The sequence below is a fragment of the Rubritalea sp. genome, from assembly GCF_039830215.1.
Taxonomy (GTDB): Bacteria; Verrucomicrobiota; Verrucomicrobiia; order Verrucomicrobiales; family Akkermansiaceae; genus Rubritalea.
Window position 1 is genome coordinate 1 of record NZ_JBDOPO010000063.1, and the last position, 3024, is coordinate 3024.

The 3024-nt window shown below is 51.3% G+C and carries 2 protein-coding genes and 1 pseudogene; all 3 read left to right on the forward strand.

The features are described from left to right. Positions 1-1402: TolC family protein (locus ABGY95_RS01685; protein ID WP_347439945.1), on the forward strand; the 1402-nt coding region annotated here is incomplete at its 5' end. A 52-nt stretch (positions 1403-1454) separates the two neighbouring features. Next, positions 1455-2702, forward strand: coding sequence for a signal peptidase I (gene lepB, locus ABGY95_RS01690; protein WP_347439946.1), 1248 nt, complete (start codon positions 1455-1457; stop codon positions 2700-2702). A gap of 127 nt (positions 2703-2829) precedes the next feature. After that, positions 2830-3024: pseudogene (gene eno / locus ABGY95_RS01695) on the forward strand (phosphopyruvate hydratase); the annotation flags it as partial.

Genomic DNA, 3024 nt, shown 5'->3' on the forward strand with positions numbered 1-3024 from the left:
CCGTCATCTCCTACCAGCTCTCACCCGCCTCGGTCTCGTGCCATGTGGAGACCCCGTGCCACCACGCAGTACAGCCCAGGCTGCAACCCCCGCACCTAGCAGCTGGAGGGAAGCCTCCAAAGGGCAGAATAAAAAAATCTCCTCTGGCTGGCTCAGTGAGTTTAACTCACCAGAAATGACAAAATTGGTCAACGAGGCCCTCCACAACAACCCGAACCTCAATGCTGCAGCAGCCCGTCTACGCGCAGCAAAAGAAGGCACAGTAGGTGACCTGGCCAATTTACTCCCGGCCGTCAATGCTGGAGCCGGCGGCTCGCGCGCGAGAATTGGCAATGGTGAAGACGAACGATTCTACACCGAAAGCTACAACCTCAGTCTCAACGCCTCTTGGGAGCCCGACCTCTGGGGAAGGCTCCGAGACTTACGAGACGCCTCCCTTTCCGGGTACCAAGCGAGCGTCTACGAATACCGTGGAGCGCGACTCTCTCTCGCAGCTAACACAGCAAAGGCATGGTGCAACCTCATCACTGCCGAAAATCAGTATGCTCTCGCTCAAAATATTCTCGCGAGCTTCAGCAAGAATAACGCAATCGTTGAGCGCAACTATAAGGCTGGAGTGCCTGGCACTCGCGCCATAGCTGTACAGCTCAGCCGCAATAATGTAGCCCAAGCCGAGAGAAGCCTACGCTCTCGCAAACAACTGCGCGATGAAGCAGCTAGACAACTCGAGCAACTGCTAGGCCGCTACCCATCAGCTAGCCTCAAAGCCACCAATAAGCTCCCAAAACTCAACAAAAATCCGCCAGCCAGTATACCAGCCAATCTACTCATCCGCCGACCAGATCTAGCAGCCGCACAGAGCAGGGTCTACCAATCAGCTAAAACAGCAGATGCAGCACAGAAAAACATCCTCCCATCTATAAGCCTCAATGGATCAGCGCGTTCTAATAATACCAATCTTGAGAATGTCTTCAACCCACATTTCCTCGCATCAAGCGTAGCAGCCTCCCTCACTCAGAGTATCTACCGCGGTGGAGAACTCAAGGCGAATGCTCAAGCTGCACTAGACCGCAACAGCGCGAGCATCTACGACTTTAGCGACCGCTCCATTCGAGCCTTTCGTGAGGTCGAGGAGGCTCTTGCAGCAGATCGCTCGCTTGCTCAACAGGAAAAATTTCTTCTGGTGGAGGTTCGCCAAGCGCAACTCGCTGTTAAATCTGCAGAAATCGACTACTCAGAAGGTCTCGACAACTCTGGAATCTTAGAAATCCTTGAATCCCAACGGCGCGCCAACAACGCACGCGCCCAGCTGATTGCTCTGAAAAACCGCCGATTACAAAATCGAATCGATCTCCATCTAGCTCTCGGCGGTGACTTCTCCACCCGAGCGCCGAAGTCGTAAGGGTTTTTGCTTTTCATCTTTTCTAACGCTGCCAGTCTTCACGCACTGCATTATGTTCACACCAAAATGGAAAAATGAGGCAAAGCACCTCTATAAAGGCGCCAAGAAGTTCATCCACTACAAGCGCGACCTGTTAGCCCCAGACCGCATCGATGAAATCGAATCACGCCGCGTCGACCTACAAAAAGCTTGGAAATCCGGTAATAAGGAAGAATCTAAAGAAGCGGGCAAGCAACTCCAAGCCAGCTGTGAGCAAGCCCTTCCACGCTACAAAGCTCCAGGTGCCGTTGCTGAAAACGTCGAAGTTCTCTTTGTTGCCATCGTCGTAGCCCTTGGCCTCCGAGCTTACTACCTTCAGCCATTCCGCATCCCTACCGGCTCGATGCGCCCCACACTCAACGGAATCATCGGCCACATAGAATCCAAAGATAAGTGGCCAGCTCTCCCAGTGCGCCTCATGCAGGAAGCCACACACGGCCGCAGCTACCTATCAGTCACCAACGAAACGGAAGGCGACCGCATTGTTAGCATAACTCAAGCACAGCAATTCCACTTTTTCTCGAGGGTTGTCATCACATTCGCCAGCGGAAAAACTCAGAATGTGGCAGGATCGCAAACGGCATTTGCTGAAGCAATCAACAAGCAAGCATTCGAGAAGCTTTCAGGCATGCCTTTGAGCGACAACCTCAATCAGCGACTACTTCAAATAACTCAAGTCAACCTCCCCGCTGGCTTCATCGTTGCTGAAGGCTACACAGAAACTGGCGACCTTGTTCTTGTGGACAAATTCTCCTACCACTTCCGCACACCTAGTGCTGGTGAAGTTTTTGTTTTCGACACACGTGAAATCAAACAAATTCAAGCAGGAGAGAATCCTGGCTCGCATTACATCAAACGACTCATTGCCACCCCTGGTCAGAAGATTGAACTCAGAGAGGGCTCCCGACGCACTATCAGCTACCAAAAACAGAATGGTCAAATTGGCGTCATGGAGGTTGCCGACCAAGCTCTCGTCTACATCAATGGAGAAAAAATGAAGGCTCCTGGGGTGTTGCGTGTTGAATCAGAAGATGGTAACTTCAGAGGCTACCAAGCCACGGCTCGACTGGCTCCAGGCCGATACGTAAGACTAGCCGACAAGCCATCGACTGGTAAATCTGAGTACTGGGCCCAAGGTGACAACTCCTACAATTCCTCAGACTCCAGAATGTGGGGTACTGTGAAAGAGTTCAACCTCGTCGGTCCAGCTATGTTTACGCTCTGGCCATTTGGTTCAGGCCATTGGGGATTCATCAAATAATTCTTTTTCTAAATTTCGCTCATTCGCTAATTTTTAGAACACACCCATGTCAGAAGCAGCAGCCATCACCCAAAAAGCCAAGTCTAACCTAGCTTTCGCATTTCTCTGCCTCCCCAAAGATAGGCGCGATGACATGGTGACCTTCTACAAGGACCTTCAGGCCAAATACCCGATCAAATCAATTGAAGACGGATGCGATGAGAATGACTGGGATGGTTGGAAGAAATTGACCGATGCCATCGGTGACACGACTCAACTTGTTGGTGATGACCTGTTCGTTACAAACACTCAGTTTCTTAAAAAGGGTATCGACTTGGGTGTT

What these genes read in the sequence shown, in the direction of transcription:
- lepB (WP_347439946.1), top strand. Translation starts at nt 1,455, where the DNA reads ATGTTCACACCAAAATGGAAAAATGAGGCAAAGCACCTCTATAAAGGC.